Raw genomic sequence first — 23,712 nt, forward strand, 5'->3', positions numbered from 1 at the left:
GCCGATGACCGCCGCCGCCTTCCTGCAGGCCCGCGATTTCCTGCAGCGCCACCGCAGCGACTACGCTACCGCCTATCGCGACTACCCGCGGCCCGAGCTGGCCGAGTTCAACTGGGCGCTCGACTACTTCGACCCGATGGCGCGCGGCAACGCGGCCGATGCGATCGTCATCGTCGGCGAGGACGGCAGCGAGTTGCGCCGCAGCTTCGACGACATGGCGCGCCGCTCCGATCAGGTAGCGAGTTATCTGCGCGGGCTCGGCGTGAAGCGCGGCGAGCGCGTGCTGCTGATGATGGGCAACGAGATCGCGCTGTGGGAGCTGATGCTGGCCTGCATCAAGCTCGGCGCGGTGATGATCCCGGCCACCTCGCTGCTGACGGTCGACGACCTGCGCGACCGGCTCGACCGCGGCGCGGTGCGCCATGTGGTGGCGGCCACGGGGCAGACGGCCAAGTTCGACGGACTGGCCGGCGACTACACGCGCGTCGCCGTGGGCGACGGGGCCGCCCCCGGCTGGCATGACTTCGCCGACTCGAGGGCAGCCGATGCGCGCTTCGAGCCCGACGGCGTCACCCAGGCGGACGACCCGCTGCTGCTGTACTTCACCTCCGGCACCACGTCCAAGCCCAAGCTGGTGCTGCACACCCAGCAGAGCTATCCGGTCGGCCATCTCAGCACCATGTACTGGCTGGGCCTGCAGCGCGGCGACCGGCACCTCAACATCTCCTCGCCGGGCTGGGCCAAGCACGCCTGGAGCTGCTTCTTCGCGCCCTGGAACGCGCAGGCCTGCGTGTTCATCTACAACTACACCCGCTTCCACGCGCCGACGATGCTGGAGGTGCTGGCCACGCATGAAGTGACCAGCCTGTGCGCGCCGCCGACCGTCTGGCGCATGCTGATCCAGGCGGACCTCGCGGCCTATCGCGACAGGCTGAAGCTGCGCGAGGTGATCGGCGCCGGCGAGCCGCTAAACCCGGAAATCATCAGCCAGGTGCGCGAGGCCTGGGGCCTGGACCTGCGCGACGGCTACGGCCAGACCGAGACCTGCGCCCAGGTCGGCAACAGCCCTGGCCAGCCGCTGAAGCCCGGCTCGATGGGGCGGCCGCTGCCCGGCTACCGCATCGCGCTGCTGGACCTGGACGAGCACGAGGCGCAGGAAGGCGAGGTGGCCATCGTCCTCGCCGACCGCCCCATCGGCCTGATGACCGCCTACGAGGACAGTCCCGAGAAGACCGCCGAGGTGATGCGCAACGGGCACTACCGCACCGGCGATACGGCGATGCGCGACGAGGACGGCTACATCACCTTCGTCGGCCGCGCCGACGACGTCTTCAAGGCCAGCGACTATCGCATCAGCCCCTTCGAGCTGGAGAGCGTGCTGATCGAGCACGAGGCGGTGATGGAGGCGGCGGTGATCCCCAGCCCCGATCCGCTGCGCCTGGCCGTGCCCAAGGCCTGCGTGATGCTGCGGCCGGGGCGCGAGCCGGCGCCGGAGCTGGCGCAGGCGATCTTCGCCTTCTCGCGGGAGCGCCTGGCGCCCTACAAGCGGCTGCGCCGGCTGGAGTTTGTCGGCGAGCTGCCCAAGACCATCTCGGGCAAGATCCGCCGCGTGCAGCTGCGGGCGCAGGAAGTGAAGCTGCGCGGCAGCGACGGCGCGCGCGGCGAGCAGGAGTACTTCGAGGACGACTTTCCCGCGCTGCGCGGGGAGTGATCGACTGATCGGCGATCAGGCCGCGACGCGGCCGGCGCGAAAGGCGTCCAGCTGGGCGCGCACCTCGGCCAGTTCGGCCGCCAGGTTGTCGCGCGCCGTGGTGGCCCCGACCAGCTCCATCTCGGCCGCCAGGCAAGCATCCGACTGCGCGGCCGAGGCGGCGACCTGCTGCTCCAACTGGCGGCGCAGATCGGCGAGCTGGCGGTCCTTGCCCTCGATGGCCAGTTGATCCTTGGCCTTGCCGACCAGCGCGTTGGAGGCGATGTCGCGGGCATTGCGCAGCTCGATCGTCAGCCGCTCGATGGTGGCCTCGCGCTCGGCCGTGGCCACGGCCAGTTGCTCGCGCAGCGGGGCGGCGGCGCTTTTCGCGAGCCCGCCGGCCCATTCGGCCAGCGCCTGCGCGAGGGATTCTGGGAGGGTGCTGCTGATGTCCTGCTCTGCCATGGAACGTGAAGGCGACCGGGCCGTGCATTTTCTTAAATACTGTATAAAAATACAGTTATGTCAGCGAAGAAGTTCCACCCGGTCGACAAGACCCGCCCCGTCTACATCCAGCCCGAGGCGCTGAAGGGCCGCGGCAGCGGCTGGGCGATCGCGCATCGCTTCGCCGGCGAGGCCCGTGAGCAGTACGACGACGGCTGGGGTTCGCTGGACCAGGAGGCCAGCGAGGAACACCTGGCGCCGGCCACGCAGATCATCGAGGAACGGGCCAAGACCATCCTCTCCAGCAACCAGTCGCCGGACATCAGCTTCGAGCAGTCGATCAACCCGTATCGCGGCTGCGAGCACGGCTGCATCTACTGCTTCGCGCGGCCCACGCACAGCTACCTGAACATGTCGCCGGGCCTGGACTTCGAGACCAAGATCATCGCCAAGGTCAATGCGCCCGAGCGCCTGCGCGCCGCGCTGGCCCACCCGCGCTATGAACCGCGCTCGCTGTGCATCGGCACCGCCACCGATGCCTACCAGCCGGTCGAGCGCAAGCTGGGCATCACGCGAGGGCTCGTGGAGGTGTTGAGCGAGGCGTCGCACCCGTTCTCGGTCGTCACCAAGTCCTCCGGCATCGAGCGCGACCTGGACCTGATCGCGCCGATGGCGGCGCAGGGGATGATCTCGGTCTACGTCTCGATCACCACGCTGGACGGCGAGCTGGCCCGCATCCTCGAGCCGCGCGCGGCGGCGCCGCACCGGCGCCTGCGCACGCTGAAGACCCTGGCCGAGGCGGGCGTGCGCTGCGGCGTCAGCGTCTCGCCGATCATTCCCTTCATCAACGAGCCGGAGCTGGAACGCATCCTCGAAGCCGCGGCGGAAGCGGGCGCGCGCTCGGCGTTCAGCATCGTGCTGAGGCTGCCCTGGGAGGTCGATCCATTGTTCCAGGACTGGCTGCAGCTGCACTTCCCGGACCGGGCCGCGCGCGTGATGGCGCGGCTGCGCGACATGCGCGGCGGCAAGGACTACGACGCCCGCTTCGGCGCGCGGATGACCGGGGAGGGGCTGTGGGCCGAGCTGCTGGCGCAGCGGATGAAGAAGGCCTGCGCGCGGCTGGGGCTGAACCGGGTGCGGCAGCCGCTGGACCTGACGCGCTTCAGGCGGCCCGCGGCACCGCCATCGCCGCCACCGCCGCCATCGCCCCAGGGGGAACTGTTCTGACCGCTTACTTGCGGCAGGGCGTGAGCAGGTCCCAGTCGGCGCGGTACAGGCTCGTCTGCACGCCCATGAAACCCAGCACCGTGTGGAACAGGTTGTCGTGCGAGGCCGGCTCCGCGAGCCGCTGCTTCAGGCACTCGCCCACCGGGGCCAGGTCTTGCCCCAGCCACAGGATCAGCGGCACGTGCTTCTGCTCGTCGGGCGCCACGGCATAGGGCACGCCGTGCAGGTAGAGGTTGTTCTCGCCCAGCGACTCGCCGTGGTCGGAAACATAGAACATGCGCGTGTCGAACTGCGCCTGCTTCTTGTCGAGCCAGCCGATCGCGCTGGCTAGCACATGGTCGGTGTAGGCGATCGAGTTGTCGTAGCCGTTGACGACCTGCTCGCGCGGGCACTGCTGCAGCGCGTTGGTCGTGCACTCGGGCATGAAGGGCTTGCGGTCGGCCGGCGCGCGCTTGAAGTAGGCCGGGCCGTGGCTGCCCATCTGGTGCATGACGAGCACGACGCCGCGCTTGACGCGCTCCGGGTCCAGCGTGGCGAGGCGCTCGTCCAGCCCGTGCAGCAGCGCCATGTCCAGGCATTCCTCGCCGTCGCACAGGCCCTGCGGCAGCGGCGCGGCGCCGGCGGGCAGCTGGGCCGTCGAGGTGTTCGGCACGCGGTCGCAGACGCCCTTGCAGCCGCTCTGGTTGTCGATCCACAGGACCGCCAGGCCGGCGCGCTGCAGCACGTCCATCAGCGTCTCCTGGTTGCCCTTGGACTTGCCGTAGGCCTCGCGGCCCAGCGGCGAGAACATGCAGGGCAGGGAGGCGGCGGTGCTGGTGCCGCAGGACCAGGCGTTGCTGAAGTTCAGGATCGGCAGCTTGGCGAGTTCCGGGTTGGTTGGCCGGGCATAGCCGTCCAGCGAGAAGTTGGCCGCGCGCGCCGTCTCGCCGACGACCAGCATCAGCAGCGGCGGCTTGCTGCCTTCAGCCCGCGGCGCCAGCTTCGCGTCGGCGCCGATCACTTCGGGCGGGCCCTTGGGCTTGGCGCCGCTGCGCGCGGCCACGGTCCCTAACGAGTAAAACGCATTGACCGGGCTGATCATGTAGCGGATCGTCGGATAGGTCCGCATCGTGGCGGCGAAGTCCGCGAAGGTCGACAGGATCAGCAGCGCCGCCGCCACCAGGCCCAGCACGAAACCCAGCAGGTTGAAGCCCAGGCGCCGCGTCCAGCGCACCGATGAGTCCAGCGGCCGGCGCCACAGCCATGCGATGGGCAGGCCGCCGAGCAGCAGCAGCGAGGCGAACAGCCGCCAGCTCAGCAGGTCGCGCGTCTCGCGCGCGTCGGTCTGCAGCGTGTTCACGACCATCGTCGGGTCCATCACGATGCCGTAGCTGGAGATGAAGTAGGCCAGCGAGGCGGCGGTCAGCAGCACGACGGCGAGCACCGGCTTGATCGCCCGCTTCCACGCGAACAGGCTCAGCAGCGCGCCCTGCAGCGCGACGACCATCGCGGCGAACACGCCGATGAACACGAGCCCGCGCGCATTGGCCAGTTCGGGCAGCGAATGCAGGCGCTGCCACAGCGGCCAGTTGGAGAGCAGCCCCATCCACAGCGCGGCCAGCCAGGCCAGGGTGAGCGGCGATTTCAGGGAAGGCAGGCGCATGGTGTCGACGGTGTCGGGAAGCGCGAGATTGTGGCGCAGTCGCAGGTCAAGCCTTGGATGGATGTAGAGAATTCACTGCCGGCTTAGGGCTTGAGACCGACAGGGGGCTGAGGCGCAATCGCCGGCATGCCTCATACCTTGTCCTTTGCCAGTCCCGCGCTGCCCGCCTTGCTGGGATCGCCGGCCCTGGTGCTCCAGGCCCTGCAAGGCTAGGAGTCGCTGGGGCAGCTGTACAGCTACCAGTTGCTGCTGGCCACGCCCGACAACCCGCTGATCCCCGAATCGCTGGCCGCCAATGTCGACGTGAAGGCGCTGGTCGGCAAGGAGGCCTGCATCACGATCGAGCTCGAAGGCCGCGGCAGCTTCGTCGCCGGCCTGCCCGGTGGCTCGCCGGCCGGCATCGGCGCCGGCGAACGCCAGGTCAACGGTCTCGTCACCGCCGCCCGCTTCCTGCGCCTGGAGAACCGCCGCGCCGTCTACGAACTGCTGCTGGAGCCCTGGCTGACCCTGGCCCAGCGCACCAGCGATCACCGCATCTTCCAGAACAAGAGCGTGGACCAGATCCTGCGCGAGGTGCTGGCCGACTACCCGTACGCGAGCGAGATACGCCTGTTCCGTCAGTACCCGCCCCGCGAGTTCCAGGTGCAGTACGGCGAGACCGACCTGGCCTTCCTCGAGCGGCTGATGCAGGAATGGGGCCTGTACTACTTCTTCGTCCATGCGGACGGCGTGCACCGGCTGACCATCGTCGACGACCCGGCCGCCCATACGCCGAATCCGAGCCTGGCCTATCAGCAGATCAGCTACTACCCGCCCGGCCACAAGATCGACGAGGAGTACTGCGATCAGTTCACCACCCACGAGGGCCTGCAGCCCGGCCGCTGGGTGACTGATGACTTCGACTTCAAGCGTCCCCGCGCGCTGCTGCAGCAGACGGTGGTGATGCCACGCAAGACCGGGCACGCCGAGCAGGAGCTGTATCGCTGGCCGGGGGACTATGCGGATGCGCAAGAGGGCCAGGAATTGGCCCGCGTTCGCATGGAACACGAAGGCGCGCCCGGCAGCCGTGCCAGCGGCGGCGGCAAGCTGCGCGGCATGGTCTGCGGCCACACCTTCGCGCTGGATCGCCACCCGCAGGCCAAGGCCAACACCGAGTACCTGCTGCTGTCGGTCTCGCTGGTAATCCAAGAAGTGGGCGGCGCGAGCGGCCAAGGCGGCTACCACTGCCACTGCAGCTTCGAGGTGCAGGCGGCGAGCCAGACCTTTCGCAGCGCGCAGACGAGGCCCAAGCCGCACACGCACGGCCCGCAGACGGCCATCGTCACCGGGCCGGAGGGGCGCGAGATCTACACGGACCAGTACGGCCGGGTGAAGCTCAGCTTCCACTGGAACCGCTATTGCACGAAGGACGAGAACAGCTCCTGCTGGGTGCGCGTGGCGAGCCTGTGGGCGGGGACGAACTTCGGCGTGATGGCGGTGCCGCGCATCGGGCAGGAGGTCGTCGTCGATTTCGAGAACGGCGATCCGGACCGGCCGATCGTGACGGGGCGGGTCTACAACGGGCTGAACATGCCGCCATGGGCGCTGCCGGCGAACATGACGCAGACGGGGATCCTGACCCGCTCCAGCGAAGGGGGCGGGCCGGCCAACGCCAATGCGCTCAGGTTCGAGGACAAGGCGGGCAGCGAGGAGGTGTGGCTGCATGCGGAGAAGGATCTGCGCACGGAGGTCGAGCACTGCGAGACCCACAGCGTCGGCGTTGACCGGAGCAAGACCATTGGCCGCCATGAGAACACGACGGTCGGGTCCAACCGCAATGAGCAAGTAGGCGGCACGCATACCGAAGTCATCAAGATGCAGCGCACGCTGGTCGTCTCCGACGCCGGCTCGACTGAGACGGTCCAGGGCGACGTCAAGATCACCTCGAAAGGTGGTGGTATCACCTTGGACTCAAAGACGCAGTCGATCCTCATCACCGCAGAACAACAGATCCGCCTGCAGGTCGGCTCCAGCTCGATCACGATCTCCGACGGAAACATCGTGATCGACGGGCCAGAACAAGTTGACATCAACCCGGATGCCAGCCCGGCACCAGTGCCGAGCGAGTCAGTCGCTCCGCCCGAGCCTCAGTTCGACGCGATGGGCAATTTCACGGGCTTCGCGTGATCGAACCGCAAGAGAAGCCTGTCGTCCACCCCCAGCCGCGAGCGAAATTCCATGTACCGCATTCCCGAAGCCGACCTGGTCCTCCCCGAACCGTTGAAGGACCGCAGCGTCAACGTGCTCAGCTTTGTCGAGCCCGACACGCAGGTGCCATTCCAGATCGTGATCAACCGCGACGAGTTGCTGGGTGACGAATCGATCGAGCAGTGCTTCGACCGCCAGATCGGTCTGCTGACCCGCCACGTCAAGCAATTCAAGCTGGTCCGTCGAAGCGTCACCGAACGTGAAGGCAGCATGCAGCCGATCCACATGATCACGACCAGCTTCGTCCAGGCGGGCAAGCTGCAGCATCAGTTGCAGACCATGCTGCAAACGACGAAGCCGCGCCAGTTGCTGGTCATCACGCTAGCCAGCGCCATTCCGATCAACGAGGGCCACCAGCGCCTCTGGTCGCAGCTGATCATGCCTCTGGATCCCCGCATTGCGTCATGAGCCTGCCAGCCGCAGCCTGCATCGACGACGACATTCGCCACACGCCACTGCTGGGGCAGATTCTCAAGGTCGCAGCGACGATTGGCGTGGGGCTGCTGGTCGGCGCGGGAGTTGGTCTGGCCGCAGCTTTCATCGTCGGCACTGGGGGCCTGGGCGCTCTTGTGCTCAGCGCGGTGGTTGGCGCGGTCATCGGCGCTGGGCTTGACGCGGCGTCCGAAGCCTTGACCGGGCATAGCCTGGAAGACTTCATCACGGCCCCGATGATGGCGCTCATCGACAAGGCCTTGCCAGGCGAGGTCAAGGGCTCCATCGCCACGGGTTCACCCAACGTCCGCATCAACAGCAGAAAGGCCGCGCGCGCCGCGGGTAAGGTCAGTGGCGACGCGCCAGCCCAGCCGCCGGAGCCCACCTGGCACGCCGTTCAGTCCTTCCTGGGCATCCTTGGCGAGACACCGGCCGACGCAGGCACCACGCCCTCCGACGACGACAAGGTTAGCTGCAAGAAGCACGCGCCTCCGCAGTACATCGCCCAAGGCTCGGCTACCGTCTTCATCAACAGCCAGCCCGCCGCACGCGCCGGTGACAGGACCACCTGTGACGCAGTACTCAGCGTCAAGCCGGGCCGCCGCGGCAATGTCGGCATCGGTGGCGGCACGGTCACCGTCCGCACGATCATGTCGGAGACACCCGGCTGGCTGGGGTTCGTTTCCAAGTGGGCCGGATTCGCGCTCGCTGTCTGCCAGGCCCTGCGCGGCCGTGGCCCCTTGCTGCAGAAGGTCCTGTGCTTCGGCACGAACATGGGCCTCGGCATGGTTGCAGGCGCGGCCCTCGCCCGCACCGTATCGGCCGTCAAGGGCTATCCGGTCCACCTGCCCAGCGGCAACAAGATCCTGGATGGCGAACACGACCTCGACTTCGAGGTCGCCGCGCGCCTTCCGCTGCTGCTGGTTCGCCGCTACAACGCTGCCAATGTCCATGAGGGCATGTTCGGGCGCGGCTGGACAACGCGATGGGACACGCGCCTGCTTCTGAATCATCCGGACGCGCTGGGCATTGGCGACCATGCGGCTGCCCATGCGCTGCTGGACGAGCAGGGGCGCTTGCTGCCGCTGCCAGCGCTCGCGCCCGGCGAGAAGTTCGCGCTCGTGCAGGAAGGCCTGACCTTCGCCCGCATGGCCGTGGACGGGCCCGGCCGATACGTCGTGATGAACAACGAGGGCCTGGTCTTCGATTTCGATGAGGCCGCCGGCGGTGGTCACAAGCAGACCTTGTGCCTGCGCGTGATCGAAGACACCAACGCCAACCGCCATTTCCTGTTTCATGACGATGCCGGCCGGCTCATTCGTGTGAGCACCAGCTGCGGTCAGGCATTGCGATTGGACTACGCCGATGGCGAGCGCCAACCCAGCGTCATCACGCTGAACCCGGCCGACGGGAGCGCATCGCGCCTTCTCTCGCGCTACCGCTACAGCTGCGCTGGTCAGCTCATCGAAGTCATCGATGCGATCCCTCACATCACCCGTCGCTTCGCCTACAACGCACAATGCCTGATGCATCACCAGCGTCTGCCGACGGGCCTGGAGATCGACTACCAGTGGCAGCGCTTCGACGTGCCAGCACAGCCCATGCAGGTCAGCGCTGAGAGTGGTGGCCACTGGCGTGTCACGGCGTGGCAGACCAGCCTGGGCGAACGCACCGATATCGACTATGACTTGCCGCTGCGTCGGGCCCGGGCTCGCACCCGAGCACCTAGCGTGGACCGCAGCGAATCGTGGCTGTGGGACGAACTGCTGCGTGTGACCCGCTACACCGATCCACTGGGCCACAGCCATCTGTGCAGTTGGCATCCTGAGCGACGCGTGTTGCTCGCCTATCAATCACCAAATGGCGCGCGCTTCGAGTTGGCGTACGACGAGCGCGGCAATATCAGGGCCTTGCAGGACCCGCAGGGCCAAACGACCCGCACCCGCTGGCATCCCGAGCTCTCCCTGCCTCTTGAGCGCGAGCATGCCGACGGCCATGGCGAACGCTGGGCTTACGACGACTTCGGCAATCTATGCAGCTACAAGCGCCTGGCCAGCGATGCCGGCAGTGCTTCTCTGAATGAGCATTGGGCATTGGATGAGTACGGTCAGACCGTTGCTCATACCGATACTGCTGGCGGCCTGCGCTACTACGCCTATACCTCGCAAGGCCTGCTACGCCAGCATCGAGATTGCTCCGGCCAGGCCACCCGCTGGCATTGGAACCCGTACGGCGAGCTGCTGCAGGAGACCGATGCACTGGGCCAGGTGACCCACTGGGAGCGCGATGCCAAGGGTCAGCCGCTGGTCGAGCGCGCCGCCGACGGATCGATCCAGCGCTGGCGATGGGGATGGGCCGGGCTGCTGCTGGAACACCTGGACGCGGCGGGGCACCGCCGGGCTTGGCAGTACCAGGTCCAGGGCCTGCCTCGACTCCAGATCGACCCGCTGGGAGAGACCACGCGTTGGCACTACAACGCGCTGGGCGAGTTGCAGGAACTGGTTGATCCGGCCGGCAACCGCACCCGCTTCGAGCTTGACGAGGCCGGCCGGGTGTCTGCCCAGATCGCCGGAGACGGGCTCCGCACCGAGCTGACACTGGACACGGAAGGTTTGCCGGTTGAGATTCTCGAGGCAGCAGGGACGGCGCAGGCGCAGCGAACGGCCTTTCAGCGCGACCTCCTCGGTCGCCTGACCGTCAAGCGCACCAGCGGGACGCTGACCCGCTACACCTATGGGGGTGAGCAACTTGTCGCGATCAAACGCTGGGCCGCGGCGACCGATGGCGACGATGACGCGGCAGGCCCCTTGTGGGACGAGCATCGCTTCGTTCATGACGGTCACGGCCGCCTGACCCAGGAGCACGCCTGCCATTGGCCGCAGACGCGTGAGGTCTCGCCGGGTTCATCGCCGCGCGTGACGGCTCTTGTCCACCATCATGACCCACTGGGCGTGCGCACCGCGACCAGGCTGCCGCAAGGCGAGGTGCTGAACTTCTTGCACTATGGCGCGGGGCACTTGCATCAGGTGAATCTGGACGGGCGGGTGATCTGCGATGTGGAGCGCGACGCGCTGCATCGCGAGCAACAGCGCAGCCAGGGCCGGCTGCGGACGCGGTGGCAGCGCGATCCGCTGGGCCGCGTGCAAGCGCAACTGGTCAGCGAGGCGAACCGGCCTGTGCCTGGACGGGCCGAACAGCAGCGCTGGGCCGAGATGCTGCGCCCCGCTGGCGAGACCTCGCTGACGGGCCAGAGCAAGGCCTGGCGCTGGAGCCCGGATGGCGAACTGGTCGCGCGGCGCGATGACCTGCTGGGCGAGCAGCAACTGAGTTATGACGCCAGTGGCCGGATCATTCGCTGTCAGACTTGGCCTGTACGCTCCGATCCGCTACGGCCCGAACCGCCGGAGGAGGAGCGCTTCGACTGGGACGCCGCCTCCAACCCGCTGCCTCGCGGCGTTGAGGCTCGAGGTCGCGTCGAGCACAACCGGTTGCGTGTGTTCGAGGACAAGCGCTACGACTACGACACGCTGGGGCGGCTCATCCTCAAGCGCAGCGGCAGTCATACGAAGCAGCGCTTCGAGTGGAATGCCGAACACCAACTGGTCGCCGTGCACAGCGAGCGCCACGGGATTCGACAATCGGTGAGCTTCAGCTACGACGCGCTCGGGCGACGTATCGAGAAGCGCAGCGGGGCCTTCGGCGCCACGCAGTTCGTGTGGGACGGGCTTCGCCTGTTGCAGGAACAGCAAGGTTCACGGATCACGACGCTGGTCTACGAGAGTTCGGACAGCTACGCGCCGATGGCACGGGTGGACAGCCTGGCACCGCAAGCACGGGCCTCGCGCGAGGACGTCGATGGCAGCATCAAGCCGCGGATGTACTGGTTTCATACGAACACCGCCGGCGCGCCGGAAGAACTAACCGACGAGGACGGCCACGTGGCCTGGCGAGGGCGCTACCAAACCTGGGGCAACCTGGCCTTGCAGGAACAGCCCGAGGCGCAGGATGATCGCTTCGCGCAGCCGAAGCTGGAACACCAGCCGATCCGCTTCCAGGGGCAGTATGCGGATGAGGAAGTCGGGCTGCACTACAACACGTTCAGGTATTACGACCCGGATTGTGGGAGGTTTGTCAGCCAGGATCCGATTGGGTTGCTCGGTGGGCTCAATCTATACGCTTACGCACCAAACAGCCTAGGATGGATTGATCCCTGGGGTCTAAGTTGCATCTTAAATAAGACGAACGGAACTGCGAGAGAGACACGCGTAAGGAGGCGACTCGAAGTTCGATTCGGGAAGGATAACGTGGTGAGTGAGAGATACTTGAGGGATTCCAAAGGGAATGTCGTTCAGGACAAAGGCGCATCGGGCGACGGGACAGCTAGGCGTCCAGACTTTCATGTGCGCTTGGCCGACGGTCAATGGCATCCAGTTGAAGTTACGAGTAGAACTGCCCCCAAGACAGAGCAGCTTGCAAAGGAACTCAGAATACGAAGTGCCGGCGGGATATTCATTCGCTTGCCAGGCTCCCAGACACTTGCTCCCACGACGGGGTTGTCGAGAATTATCAGAGTTAAATGAAGGTCTTATGGAAAATATTAATCACGATGAAAGTGTTGTATTTGATATTGCCGCAATTCTCGGGGCCTCAAAAAGTTTATCCTACAAGGCGCAGGTTGAGGCTCAATTTGCCGCCTTGCTTCAATTCTATGTGGAAAATGAATTGATCTCGGTGGCTTGCTTTGATGAGTGTGGGAGGTTGGATAAGAATTTATTGATTAGGGTGCGTGACTTGACTTCTGGTGGCGTGTGGTTGGCGTCAAAATTCGTTCCGGGTTGGTTTCGCGCTAGGGATAGGGATAATAACTATTCGAATGTTGGGATTCTGAAAAATGGTTTGAATGAATGGAAGAGTAAGTCTCTAACGCCGCCCTCTGCCTGATCTGTCCAAATGTTGGCTCTGCAAATCCGTTTCCCACTGATTCAGATGTCAACGAAAAAGCGCCACGGCCGGCAGGCTCGTGGCGCTCATAAATGACGTTGACGGTACCGGAGTACCGATTCAGCAACCGTCTTGTGAGTCCCCGCGGCTCACTTAAACAAATCCTTCACCTTATCCGTCCAACTCTTGGCATTCGGTGAATGCTTGTCCCCCGCTTCGCGCAGGCTCTTGTCCAGGTCCTTCAGCAGCTTGCGCTGGTACTCGGTCAGCTTGACCGGGGTCTCGAGCGCGATGTGGCAGTACAGGTCGCCCGGGTAGCTCGAGCGCACGCCCTTGATCCCCTTGCCCCGCAGGCGGAAGGTCTTGCCGTGCTGCGTGCCCTCGGGCAGGTCGATCTCGGCCTTGCCGCCCAGCGTGGGCACCTCGATGCTGCCGCCCAGCGCCGCGGTGGTCATGCTCACCGGCATCGTGCAGTGCAGGTCGTCGCCGTCGCGCTCGAAGATCTCGTGCTGCTTGATGCGGATCTCGATGTAGAGATCGCCGGCCGGGCCGCCGTTGACGCCCGGCTCGCCGTTGCCGGCCGAGCGGATGCGCATGCCCTCGTTGATGCCGGCCGGGATCTTGACTTCCAGCGTCTTGCTCTTCTTGACCTTGCCCTGGCCGTTGCAGGTGGTGCAGGGCTCGGGAATGATCTTGCCGGTGCCGTGGCAGTGCGGGCAGGTTTGCTGGATGCTGAAGAAGCCCTGGCGCATGTGCACCGTGCCCGAACCCTGGCAGGAGCCGCAGGTCTTGGCGCTGGTGCCGGGCTTGGCGCCGCTGCCCTTGCAGGTCTCGCAGCCTTCCCAGCTCGGGATGCGGATCTGGGTTTCCTTGCCGCGGGCGGCTTCCTCCAGCGTGATCTCCATCGCATAGGACAGGTCGCTGCCGCGGTAGACCTGCTGGCCCCCGCCGCCGCGTCGCCCGCCGCCCTGCTGGCCGAAGATGTCGCCGAAGATGTCGCCGAAAGCCTCGGCGAAGCCGCCGAAGCCTTCCCCGCCCGGGCCGCCGCGCCCGCCGCCCATGTTGGGGTCGACGCCGGCATGGCCGTATTGGTCGTAGGCCGCGCGCTTCTGCGCGTCGGAGAGCATCTCGTAGGCCTCCTTGGCCTCCTTGAACTTCTCTTCGGCTGCCTTCGCCCCGTCACCCTGGTTGCGGTCAGGGTGGAACTTCATGGCCAGCTTGCGGTAGGCCTTCTTGATGTCGTCCTCGGCGGCGTTCTTGGCGACGCCGAGCACTTCGTAATAGTCACGCTTTGCCATGGTCTTCCTAGCAAGAGCGCCGCGCCGGACTCCTGGAGCCTCGGCGCGGCGTTCTGACGTCCAGGTAACGAGTTACTTGGTGTCCTTGACTTCCTTGAACTCGGCATCCACGACGTTGTCGTCCTGGGCGGGCTTGCCGGCTTGCGGCTGGGCTTCGGCATGCGTAGCACCTTCCGCGCCAGCGCCTGCTCCAGCAGCCCCGGCAGCGGCCTGGGCTTCGGCGTAGACCTTCTCGCCGAGCTTCTGGCTGGCCGTCATCAGCGCTTCGGTCTTGGCCTCGATGTCGGCCTTGTCCTCGCCCTTGATGGACTCTTCGGCATCCTTCAGCGCGGTCTCGATCTTTTCCTTCTCGCCGGCTTCCAGCTTGTCGCCATGCTCGCCCAGCGACTTGCGCACGCTGTGGACCATCGCGTCAGCCTGGTTGCGGGCCTGCACCAGCTCGACCTTCTTCTTGTCCTCGGCGGCATTGGCCTCGGCGTCCTTCACCATCTTCTCGATCTCGGCTTCCGACAGGCCCGAGTTCGCCTTGATGGTGATCTTGTTTTCCTTGCCGGTGCCCTTGTCCTTGGCGCCGACGTGCAGGATGCCGTTGGCGTCGATGTCGAAGCTCACCTCGATCTGCGGCGTGCCGCGCGGGGCCGGCGGGATGCCTTCGAGGTTGAACTCGCCCAGCGACTTGTTCGCCTGGGCCAGCTCGCGCTCGCCCTGGTAGACCTTGATGGTCACGGCCGGCTGGTTGTCGTCGGCGGTGGAGAAGGTCTGCGCGAACTTGGTCGGGATGGTCGTGTTCTTGGCGATCATCTTGGTCATCACGCCGCCCAGCGTCTCGATGCCCAGGCTCAGCGGGGTCACGTCCAGCAGCAGCACGTCCTTGCGCTCGCCGCCCAGCACCTGGCCCTGGATCGCGGCGCCGACGGCCACGGCCTCGTCAGGGTTGACGTCCTTGCGCGGCTCCTTGCCGAAGAACTCCTTGACCTTCTCCTGCACCTTGGGCATGCGGGTCATGCCGCCGACCAGGATCACGTCGTCGATGGCCGAGACCGACACGCCGGCGTCCTTGATGGCGGTGCGGCAGGGAGCGATGGTGCGCTCGATCAGCTCGTCCACCAGCGACTCCAGCTTGGCGCGGGTCAGCTTGACGTTCAGGTGCTTCGGGCCGGTCGCGTCGGCGGTGATGTAGGGCAGGTTGACGTCGGTCTGCGAGGAGTTCGACAGCTCGATCTTGGCCTTCTCCGCCGCTTCCTTCAGGCGCTGCAGCGCGAGCACGTCCTTGGTCAGGTCGACGCCCTGGTCCTTTTTGAACTCGCCGATGATGTAGTCGATGATGCGCTGGTCGAAGTCCTCGCCACCCAGGAAGGTGTCGCCGTTGGTGGACAGCACTTCGAACTGCTTCTCGCCGTCGACGTCGGCGATCTCGATGATCGACACGTCGAAGGTGCCGCCGCCGAGGTCATACACGGCGATCTTGCGGTCGCCCTTGCCGTGCTTGTCCAGGCCGAAGGCCAGGGCCGCGGCGGTGGGCTCGTTGATGATGCGCTTGACGTCCAGGCCCGCGATGCGGCCGGCGTCCTTGGTGGCCTGGCGCTGGGCGTCGTTGAAGTAGGCCGGCACCGTGATGACGGCTTCGGTCACTTCCTCGCCGAGGTAGTCCTCGGCGGTCTTCTTCATCTTGCGCAGCACTTCGGCGCTGACCTGCGGGGGCGCCAGCTTCTTGCCGCGCACTTCCACCCAGGCGTCGCCGTTGTCGGCGGCGGCGATCGTGTAGGGCATCAGGTCGATGTCCTTCTGCACTTCCTTCTCGGTGAACTTGCGGCCGATCAGGCGCTTCACCGCGTACAGCGTGTTGCGCGGGTTGGTGACGGCCTGGCGCTTGGCCGAGGCGCCAACCAGCACTTCGCCGTCTTCCTGGTAGGCGACGATGGACGGCGTGGTGCGGGCACCCTCGGCGTTCTCGATGACGCGGGTGGTGTTGCCTTCCATGACGGACACGCACGAGTTCGTGGTGCCGAGGTCAATGCCGATGATCTTTCCCATTTTTCTTGCTCCGTGAATTTGAAGAATTCGATGCTTCTAAGCTGTGGATAACTCGCGCTGTTTCAAGGCTTCACGAGCATCCAGATAACGCGTTATTTCGGCGCAGCCACCGTGACCAGGGCCGGGCGCAGCGTGCGCTCGGCGATCGAGTAGCCCTTCTGCAGCACGGCCACGACGGTGTTGGCCTCCTGTTCGGCGGGCACCATCGAGATGGCCTGGTGCTTGTGGGCATCGAACTTGGTGCCGGCGGCCGGGTTGATCTCCAGCACCTTGTTGCGCTCCAGGGCGGCGGCCAGCTGGCGCTTGGTGGCATGCACGCCTTCCAGCACCGTCTCGACCTTGGCGTCCGGCGTGGCGATGGCCGCTTCCATCGAGTCCATCACCGGCAGCAGCGCCTCGGCGAAGGATTCGACGGCGAACTTGCGGGCCTTGCTCATGTCCTCGTCGGCGCGGCGGCGGGTGTTCTCGGCCTCGGCCTTGGCGCGCAGGTAGGCGTCGGACATCTCGGCCAGGCGGGCTTCCAGCGTGGCGATCTGGGCTTCGGGGGACGAGGTGGCTGCGGCGGCTTCCGGGGCGACGCTGGCGTCGTCGGCGGTCTCGGGTGCGGGGTTGGTGTTGTCGGTCGTCATGTCTCGAAGAGGAAAAGGCAATGCCGCACGGGGCGATCGAGCCCAACTGGGCCCGATGTCCCGCTTTTCAAGAGGGGGAATTGCGAATTATCGCCGCGGGATTTCCCGGGGTGCTAGGCAGCCCTCAGTCCGGGTCGATCCCGGCGCTCCACCGGTCGCCCCAGTCGGCAAGGCGCCGCCGGTCCTGCTTGGTCGGGCGGCCCTGGGTGATGGTCTGGGCCGGCTCGGGCGCCAGGCGTCGCTGCTCGGCCGCCTGCTCGCGCGCTGCGGTGCTTTCGGCCGTTTCCTCGTACAGCGCCTGAGCCTGCGGGGCCGGGCCACGGATGTGCGACAGGCCGCGCACGATCACCTCGCGCTGGATCACGCCCTGGCGCAGCTGCACCCGGTCGCCCGGCTTCATGTCGCGCGAGGCCTTGGCCGCCTGGCCGTTGATCAGCACCCGGCCCTTGCCGATTTCCTCGACGGCCAGCGCGCGGGTCTTGTAGAAGCGCGCCGCCCATAACCATTTGTCCAGACGGACTCCGCCCGGTTCCTTCTCTTTCATGGGCGGATTCTAAGGAGGGACCGGACCGGCGGCTCAGCCGGGGTCGCGCGGCACGGTCTCGGTGGCGTCGTCGTCGCCGCTGTCCGGCTGGGTGCGCGGGCCGGAGGCGGCCGGCGTGCGCGGCAGCGGCGTCAGGCGCAGCGGGTCGTAGGCCGGGGCCCGGTCCAGCGCGGCCAGGTCCACCTGGTAGGGCACGCCGCTGAGCCGGTCGGCCGCGTAGAAGCGCAGGCCCTCGCCGATCCGGCGCGGCGGGACGATGGCGGCGAAGTCCGGTACGCCGTAGTCGCCCAGGCGCTCGACGCCCTCGCGCCAGGGCTCGTTCGGATCCTCCGCGGCCAGGCGCGCACGGCTGGCGGCCTCATAGGCGGCGGGGTCCAGGATCACCTCGTACTCGATGCCGTGGGCCAGCTGGTTCACCGCCAGGGCCAACTGGCCGGCCTGGGCCGGTTCCAGCAGGCTAGGCACCGCGGCCAGCAGCGGGGCGAGTTCGGCGAACGCGCTGCCGTCCGGCAGCAGCACGACCGACCGGCCGTCGTTGATGCCGAGGATGATGTTCGAGGCGGGGCTGCTGCTGCTCATGCGGTGACTCCTGCGCTACGCGTTGCGTTGTCGTGTTCTTGCTGTCGTTGCCTGCTCATTCGACCATGCTCCAGGCCTTGTCCGTCCATTCGCGGCCCAGCGGCGAGAGCTTGCCGGGCGGCAGGGTCTTCTTGAACAACAGGGGCTCGCCGGTGCGCGGATCGGGAGCGATGACGAACTGGATGAAGTTGGTGCCGTCGCCCCAGTTGGAGTCGGCGATGGCGAACTCCGGCGCCCCGGTCGCCTTGACCAGCAGGTCCTGGTTGTCGCCGGCCTGCCATTTCTTCAGGTTGGCCAGGCGCTCGACCGCGTACTTGTCCTTGGCCACCGTGTCGACGGTCTTGCCGGCGGTGGTCTGCTGTGTGACCCAGGCCTCGGTGTCCAGCGCGGACTTGCGCGCCTGGTAGGGCGCCAGCGCATCGGTGAGCGCCTTGTCCAGCTGGGCCGGCGTCATCGCCTTGGTGGGTTTGGCGGCCAGCGCGGTCTTCAGCAGCTCCTTGAGCTCGTCCACCTTCTCGGCGGCCAGCTTGCCCTTGAGCTGCTGCTCGTAGAGGAAGACAGCGCGCTCGGTGGACAGCGCGGTCTCGCTGATGCGCTTACCCGGATCGACCAGCTTGTCCTTGAGCTTCTGGGCCGTCTCGGTCGGGTTGCTGCCCTTCAGCGGAGCCAGCGAGGGATCGTTGGGCAGGGCGTTGAAGGTGTGCTGGGTCTCGGTCTTGATGATGGCCATCTTGTCGCCGCGGCCCTGGAAGCTGCCGAGCAGGTTGCCGAGGATGGCCGTGGTGCGCTCGCCCTCGCTCTGCGTGCCGTTGCCGACGCCCAGCATCGGCTTGACGTTGACCGTGCCGCCGCCCATGGCCTGCATGATCTCCTTGTCGTAGCCGCCGCTGCTGAGCTCCCAGGGCTTGTAGTTGCCGGCGCAGACCTGGTCGAGGAAGGCGGGGGCGCTGACCTTGGCCTCGATGGCCGAGCGCTCCAGGCTCGGGTCGTCCTTCTGCAGCTCGGCCAGCACGATGTCGGTGATGACGGAGATGAAGGCCTCCTTGGTCGAGATCTCCTTGCCGTCGGAGACGCGGCGCACCACGTAGCGGCCCTGGCTGGAGGAGCCGTCGCTGGACGGCGCGGTCTTGATCAGCGGGTCGTAGACCCAGGTCAGCGCCTTGGTGACGTCCTGGATCAGCTTGCCCTTGCGCGCGTTCCAGGCGGTGCCGCCGGCGGTGCCCTCGGGGCGCAGCGCGTCCACGCCGCTCTGCAGCGCACGGCTGAACTTGCCGCCGCGGTCGCTGCCCGGCGCGCGCGCCGCGGCGCTGGCCAGCGTGTACTCCAGCGAGCGCATCAGCGGGTTCTCGTGGTCCGGCAGGCGCGTGACGGCCGGCACCGGCGGCACGCCGTTGGACGGCGTCAGCTTGCCCTTGGTGGCCAGCTCGGTGTAGCTCTTCATCGTGGCCAGCGGGTCGATCTCGCGCTGGCGCCGGCACGGCGCGGTGGAGAAGCAGGAACCCACCGGGCCTTGGGTCAGCGGCGCGAACATGGCGCTGACGATGGCGTGCTTGACGTCCTTGTCGCCGACCACGTCGCTCGTGCCCATGCCCAGCGCGCCCTTCACCAGCTGATTGGCGGACGGATCGTTGGCCGAGGCATTGGCGCCGTCCAGCACCTGCTGGACGCCGGCCTTGGTGCCGGGGTCGGTGAAGAGCTTGAGCGTCTGCACCGCGTTGCGGGCGAGCTCAGGCGTCGGGTTGCCGAGCACCTTGGGATGGAACAGCAGGTGCTGCACGGCGAGCTTGCCGGCGGTGGGGTTGATCTGGCCGTCGTCGCCGACCATGCCCTTGGCGAGCGAGCGGGTGCGCACCTGGGTCAGCTCGCCGAAGGTGCCCGGCACCGGGTTCTCCAGCGGGTTGGGCTTGAACTGCTCGCCGGCGCGGACGTAGTCGTCCAGCCCGCTGAAGGCCTCCTCGCCGATGCTGCCGCCCTGCTTGAGGATGTTGGCGGCGTAGCTGCGCGCGTAGTCGGGGTTGGTGAAGGCGGTGCCGCCGCTGCTGGCGAAGCCGCTGGCGCTCATGTCGCAGAGCTGGTCCAGGTGGCCGGCGACTGCCTTCGGATGGCTGGCGCTGCCGATGTCGCTGACCACCTGGTCGGCCAGGCGGGCGTCCTTGCCGTAGGCGCCGACCAGCTTCTCCATGTCGTCGTCGTCCAGCGGCCCGCGGGCCTCGGACGAGAGCGGGCCGCCGGCCAGCATGTTCGGCAGCAGCTGGCGCGCGGCGATCTGGTTGCGGCGCTTGTTGGCGGCGGCGATGGCGGCATCGGCCTCCTCGCGCTTGAGCCGGTTGGCCTCGCGGTCGCGCAGCATCTGCTGCTGCTGCTGCGGGTTGGTGACGGTGCGCTTGTTGATCTCGTCGAGCGCGTCCAGCGCCTGCTGGCGCTTCTGCTTGGCCTCGGCGATCGCGGTGTCGGCCTGCGAGACCAGCTCGGGCGTGACCTCGGTGTCGCCCAGGGCGCCGCCAACCTGCTCCAGCAGCAGCTGCGCCTTCGCGGCCGTCTTCACGCGGCCGCTGCTCTTGAGCGCATCCACCGAGTCGCTGTCGCGCACGGCGATGCCCTTGCCCAGGTCGGTGGTGAGCCGCTTGAGCCGCTCCAGCGCGGCATTGGCGGCGGCCTGTTCCTCGCGGGAGGGTCGGGTCTTGCCCTGCAGGCTGGTGATCTGCTCGCGCAGCTTCGCCAGCGTGTCCTTGTCGGGGCCGCTGCCCTTGGTCGGGACGGCGAGGTTCTTCAGCGCCTCGGCGCCGGCTTCCTTCCAGGCCTTCAGCGACTTGTCGATCAGCTGCTGCAGCTCGTCGAGCTTGGTGCCGGCCTCGCCGGCGGCGGCCTTGCTCGGCAGCGCCGGCACCAGCAGCTCCAGGATCTTCACGCGCAGCTGGCCCATCTGCGTCAGTTCCGGGTCCACGGCATTGGTCGGTTCGACCAGTTGCTCCAGCCGCGCGCGCAGCTGCTTGCGCTGCTCGGCCACGCGCAGCTTCAGCGCCTCGGCGTCGCGCACCAGCGGCTTGAAGCCCTCGGTCGCCTCGGCAAAGCGGCCGGCGTTCTTGTGCGCCAGCACCGGCGTGAGCCCGCTGATCAGTGCCGGCATCGGATCCTGGTCGCGCGGGATCTCGGCGGCCAGCACCTTGAAGCGCGACTCCAGATCGGCATAGGCCTCGAAGGCGCCGAGGATCTTCTCGTTCTTCGACTTGGCGCGGAAGCCGACCTTGAGGAATTGCGAGACGAAGGCCCGTTGGTGTTCGGTGAGCGGCATGATGGTCGCTTCTTAGAGCTGTTGGAGCAGGGCGTTCAGCGTGCGCTGGGCCTCGGCGCGGATCGAGGTCGGGAAGAAGCCGTTGTCGTCGATGTCGGCGATGCGGGGATCGCTGGCAACGAGACGCTGGTACTCCTGCACCAGCGCGGCGGCCTCGGCCTGGTGGGCCTGGCGGGCCGCGCCCTCGGCGTTCAGCGCCTCGTCGAGCTTGTCGATCAGGCGGGTGTCGAGCAGGTCCAGCACGGTGTAGACCTCGCGCACGGCGGTGGTGACCTCGGCCTCGTCGAGCAGGTCGGGCGCATCGGGGTCGGCGTTGTGGGCGCGCACGTCGGCGAGCAGCTGCTTCTCCAGGCCCTGGAGCTGGCCCTGCAAGGCCTTGCGCAGGCCGTCCCAGGATAGGCGCGCCTGCTGCAGCGCGACCACGCTGCCGCGGGCCGGGCCGCCTTGCGGCGCATTGGCCAGCGCGGTCTCGACCTTGCCGATCAGCTCCAGCGCGGCATCGAACAGGCGGTCCCGCGCGGCGGCGCCGGCCTCGGCCAGCGACTGGCGCAGGCCGTCCAGCCCGGGCAGGCCCGGGGCGCCGCGCAGGCCGGCGATGGCGGCTTCGAGGCGGCGCTTGATCTCGTCCATCGGCGACGGGGCTGCCGCCAGCGCGTCGATCATGCCGGCCAGCCGCTGCAGCGCCTGGATCGCGGCGCCGTACTGGCTGGCCTCGGCCTTGCCCTGGGCGAAGTCGGAGACCGCGCGCAGCTTCGAGGCATCGGCGCCGGGCTGCTTCAGCGCGGCCTGCAGGCGGGGGTCGAGCTCGGCGAGCAGTTGCGTGTAGCGGGCGGCGTCGGGGTCGGGTGTCGTGCCGGGTGTCGTGCCGGTGGCCGAGACCTCCTCGCCCTCGGCCTGCCGGCCTTCTTCTTCCTCGTCGCCGGCGTCCTCGACGTCGGCCGGATCCTGGCCGCGCACCCGCACCTTCCAGCGCAGCCCGGTCTGGTCCAGCAGCGCCTTCTTCAGCAGCTTGGCCACGCCGGACGGACGGGCCTCCATCACGAAGGTGTGCATGCCGGCCTCGAAGATGCAGCTGGCATCGAAGTACTTGAGGCCGCCGACACCGAGGTACTCGGCCATCACCGCCTTGGAGCCGCCGGTCAGCGGCTTGCGCGAGACCAGCACGCCCAGTACCTTGCCGGCCACGGCGATGCGGGCGAAGGCCTCGCCGCCCTTGGCCACCTCGCGCAGGATCGGCACCATCTTGGTGGTCAGCACCGCGGGGCCGGATTCGTCGTCGTCCGACGCCGCCGAGGCCTTGGCGGCGGCCGCGGCCTTCTTCGCCTCGTCCTCTGCCGCGCGGCGCTCCTTGTCCAGCGCCTTGCGCAGGTCGCCGAGGTAGGCGGCGAGTTCCTTGTCGGCCTTGTTGGCCTTGAGCAGCAGCTCGGACTGGCTTTCCAGTTCGTCCAGCGCCTGCAGCCGCTTCTCGCCTTCGGCGGCATCCAGCCGCGCAAAGGCCTTCAGCAGCGCCGCGTCCTTGTAGTCCTTCTTCTTGGCAAAGGCCTTCCAGGCCCCGTCGGTGAGCAGTTTGTCGGCCATCTCGTCCCCCGGCAGATTCTTCGGGGGGAGTGTAGAGGCGCCGTCGAAGTTGGGGCTTAGGACCAGCCCTGGAGATGCCGCTCAGCTAACGCGTTAAGTGCGCGCATGCCCGGCGCGCTGTCGTTCAGGCAGGGGATGTAGTGGAAGGCCTGGCCACCGGCGGTGAGGAAGGCCTTGCGGGCCTCCTGGTCGATCTCTTCCAGCGTCTCCAGGCAGTCCGCCGAGAAGCCCGGGCATATCACGTCCACGCTGCGGATGCCGTCGCGCGCCAGCTGCACCAGGCTCGGCTCGGTGTAGGGCTCCAGCCACTTGGCCTTGCCGAAGCGGCTCTGGAAGGTGACCAGGCACTGCTCGGCCTTCAGGTTCAGCGCCTGGGCCAGGCGCAGGCCGGTCTCCAGGCATTCGGCGTGGTACGGGTCGCCGAGGGCGGTGGTGCGCGCCGGCATGCCGTGGAAGCTCATCACCAGGCGCTCGGACTGGCCGTTGGCCTGCCAGTGCCGGCGCACGCTGTCGGCCAGCGCGTTGATGTAGTCGCCGTCCTGGTGATAGCGGTTGACGAAGCGCAGCTCGGGCAGCTTGCGGGTCTTCAGCGCCCAGCGCGAGACGGCGTCGACGACGCTGCCGGTGGTGGCCGCGCAGTACTGCGGATAGGCCGGCAGCACCAGCACCCGCTCGATGCCCTGGGCCATCAGCTCGTCCAGCGTGGTGGCGATGGCCGGGCTGCCGTAGCGCATCGCGTAGCGCACCGTGAGGCGGTGGCCGCGCTCGCCCAGGATGCCCTGCATCAGCTTGGCCTGGCGCTCGGTCCAGACCTTCAGGGGCGAGCCCTCGGTCATCCACACCGAGGCGTACTTGGCGGCCGACTTCTTCGGCCGGGTGCGCAGGATGATGCCGTGCAGGATGGCCAGCCACAGGAGGCGCGGGATCTCGACGACGCGCGGGTCGGCGAGGAACTCGGCCAGGTAGCGGCGGGTGGCCTCGGGCGTGGGCGCGTCGGGCGTGCCGAGGTTGCACAGCAGCACCGCCGTCTTGATGGGCGGCAGGGATTCGGGAACAGGATTCATCGGCGGGTGGTGCGCGGCTGAGGGAGGCTCAGCGGCTCGGTATCGGCGAAGTGCAGCACCTCGAAGCGCAC

Annotated in this window: 16 protein-coding genes; 6 read left to right on the top strand and 10 right to left on the bottom strand. The window is 67.5% G+C overall.

The genetic code is table 11. The features are described from left to right. Positions 1-4 precede the first annotated feature (4 nt). Positions 5-1,711: an AMP-binding protein gene (locus tag B0W88_RS03855; RefSeq protein ID WP_077033336.1), complete on the top strand. Its 1,707-nt coding sequence runs from the start codon at positions 5-7 to the stop codon at positions 1,709-1,711. Between the two features lie 15 nt (positions 1,712-1,726). On the opposite strand, the gene B0W88_RS03860 is transcribed toward B0W88_RS03855, so the two are convergent. Continuing rightward, a complete protein-coding gene (locus tag B0W88_RS03860) occupies positions 1,727-2,155 on the bottom strand; it encodes a hypothetical protein (RefSeq protein ID WP_077033337.1) in 429 nt (142 codons plus the stop codon). Between the two features lie 57 nt (positions 2,156-2,212). On the opposite strand from B0W88_RS03860, the gene B0W88_RS03865 reads away from it, so the two are divergent. Then, the gene (locus B0W88_RS03865) at positions 2,213-3,361 is read left to right on the top strand and encodes a PA0069 family radical SAM protein (protein ID WP_077033338.1); all 1,149 of its coding nucleotides are present in this window, start codon (positions 2,213-2,215) and stop codon (positions 3,359-3,361) included. A gap of 4 nt (positions 3,362-3,365) precedes the next feature. Here the strand turns inward: B0W88_RS03865 and B0W88_RS03870 are convergent, their stop codons facing one another. After that, a complete protein-coding gene (locus B0W88_RS03870) occupies positions 3,366-5,003 on the bottom strand; it encodes a phosphoethanolamine transferase (RefSeq protein WP_077033339.1) in 1,638 nt (545 codons plus the stop codon). Positions 5,004-5,222: 219 nt separating this feature from the next. Here B0W88_RS03870 and B0W88_RS03875 point away from each other — a divergent pair, with 219 nt between their 5' ends. Genes B0W88_RS03875 through B0W88_RS32830 form a run of 4 tightly spaced genes read left to right on the top strand, consistent with a single transcriptional unit; the run spans position 5,223 to position 12,623 of the window. After that, positions 5,223-7,169, top strand: coding sequence for a type VI secretion system Vgr family protein (locus tag B0W88_RS03875; protein ID WP_083748561.1), 1,947 nt, complete (start codon positions 5,223-5,225; stop codon positions 7,167-7,169). A gap of 51 nt (positions 7,170-7,220) precedes the next feature. After that, positions 7,221-7,658 (top strand): DcrB-related protein, encoded by a 438-nt coding sequence (locus tag B0W88_RS03880; protein ID WP_077033341.1) that lies wholly within the window; start codon positions 7,221-7,223, stop codon positions 7,656-7,658. Next, positions 7,655-12,262, top strand: a complete 4,608-nt coding sequence (locus B0W88_RS03885; protein WP_077033342.1) for an RHS repeat-associated core domain-containing protein — start codon at positions 7,655-7,657, stop codon at positions 12,260-12,262. The genes B0W88_RS03880 and B0W88_RS03885 overlap by 4 nt, the downstream gene beginning before the upstream one ends. A gap of 7 nt (positions 12,263-12,269) precedes the next feature. Beyond that, the gene (locus tag B0W88_RS32830; protein ID WP_144006589.1) at positions 12,270-12,623 is read left to right on the top strand and encodes a hypothetical protein; all 354 of its coding nucleotides are present in this window, start codon (positions 12,270-12,272) and stop codon (positions 12,621-12,623) included. Positions 12,624-12,772: 149 nt separating this feature from the next. Here B0W88_RS32830 and dnaJ read toward each other — a convergent pair whose 3' ends face one another. The 8 genes from dnaJ to hemH all read right to left on the bottom strand — a co-directional run bounded on the left by dnaJ (position 12,773) and on the right by hemH (position 23,641). After that, positions 12,773-13,921: a molecular chaperone DnaJ gene (dnaJ, locus tag B0W88_RS03890; protein ID WP_077033343.1), complete on the bottom strand. Its 1,149-nt coding sequence runs from the start codon at positions 13,919-13,921 to the stop codon at positions 12,773-12,775. A 72-nt stretch (positions 13,922-13,993) separates the two neighbouring features. Beyond that, complete coding sequence (gene dnaK / locus B0W88_RS03895; protein WP_077033344.1) at positions 13,994-15,955, bottom strand: molecular chaperone DnaK; 1,962 nt, start codon at positions 15,953-15,955, stop codon at positions 13,994-13,996. 92 nt (positions 15,956-16,047) lie between these two features. After that, entirely contained in the window at positions 16,048-16,584 is a 537-nt protein-coding gene (gene grpE, locus B0W88_RS03900) for a nucleotide exchange factor GrpE (RefSeq protein ID WP_077033345.1), read from the bottom strand. Between the two features lie 124 nt (positions 16,585-16,708). Beyond that, positions 16,709-17,128: an RNA-binding S4 domain-containing protein gene (locus B0W88_RS03905; RefSeq protein ID WP_077033346.1), complete on the bottom strand. Its 420-nt coding sequence runs from the start codon at positions 17,126-17,128 to the stop codon at positions 16,709-16,711. A 33-nt stretch (positions 17,129-17,161) separates the two neighbouring features. Further along, positions 17,162-17,707 carry a hypothetical protein gene (locus B0W88_RS03910; protein ID WP_077033347.1) on the bottom strand — a complete coding sequence of 182 codons (546 nt, stop codon included), beginning with the start codon at positions 17,705-17,707 and terminating at the stop codon, positions 17,162-17,164. Positions 17,708-17,762: 55 nt separating this feature from the next. Continuing rightward, positions 17,763-20,999 (bottom strand): hypothetical protein, encoded by a 3,237-nt coding sequence (locus B0W88_RS03915; RefSeq protein ID WP_077033348.1) that lies wholly within the window; start codon positions 20,997-20,999, stop codon positions 17,763-17,765. Positions 21,000-21,011: 12 nt separating this feature from the next. Next, positions 21,012-22,577, bottom strand: a complete 1,566-nt coding sequence (locus tag B0W88_RS03920) for a hypothetical protein (RefSeq protein ID WP_077033349.1) — start codon at positions 22,575-22,577, stop codon at positions 21,012-21,014. Between the two features lie 56 nt (positions 22,578-22,633). Continuing rightward, positions 22,634-23,641 (bottom strand): ferrochelatase, encoded by a 1,008-nt coding sequence (hemH, locus tag B0W88_RS03925; RefSeq protein WP_077033350.1) that lies wholly within the window; start codon positions 23,639-23,641, stop codon positions 22,634-22,636. Positions 23,642-23,712 lie beyond the last annotated feature (71 nt).

Source organism: Pelomonas sp. KK5, from assembly GCF_001984095.1.
GTDB lineage: Bacteria > Pseudomonadota > Gammaproteobacteria > Burkholderiales > Burkholderiaceae_C > KK5.